Origin of the sequence: Haloferax sp. KTX1 (assembly GCF_902410085.1) — an archaeon.
Taxonomy (GTDB): Archaea; Halobacteriota; Halobacteria; order Halobacteriales; family Haloferacaceae; genus Haloferax; species Haloferax massiliensis.
Genome location: NZ_CABPRH010000235.1, coordinates 1 through 428 on the forward strand (window position 1 = coordinate 1; position 428 = coordinate 428).

Genomic DNA, 428 nt, shown 5'->3' on the forward strand with positions numbered 1-428 from the left:
GGCTATGGAAAGGTGCTAACTTTATAGCTAAGAACTCATCTAACCTTGGTCTGGTAGTAACAAATTCAATATCCCAGGGGGTGCAAGTACCTCTTATCTGGAAGCCGATTTTCAATCTTGGCATCAAAATTAATTATGCTTACCAAGGATTTAAGTGGGAAAACAATGCGAAAGGTAACGCCGGGATTCATGTCGCGGTGGTCGGAATCTCTTCCAAAAATGAAAAATGTAGGCTGTTTACACAGCATAACAATCAATTTCTAGAAAGTAATCCAGAAAGCATCTCTCCCTATCTGGTTAGTGGAAGTAAAACGGTTGTCAAGGAAAGGTTGTTGCCTCTGCGAGAAGGCATAAAAAAAATGGTGAGAGGTAGTCAGCCAACTGACGGAGGAAATTTCATACTTAACAAAGAAGAAAAAGACAACCTG

Annotated in this window: 1 protein-coding gene; it reads left to right on the forward strand. The window is 40.4% G+C overall.

Annotated elements, in window-relative coordinates:
• Positions 1–428 (forward strand): DNA methyltransferase (locus FY251_RS22780; protein ID WP_222847905.1); only part of this gene is annotated, 428 nt, incomplete at both ends.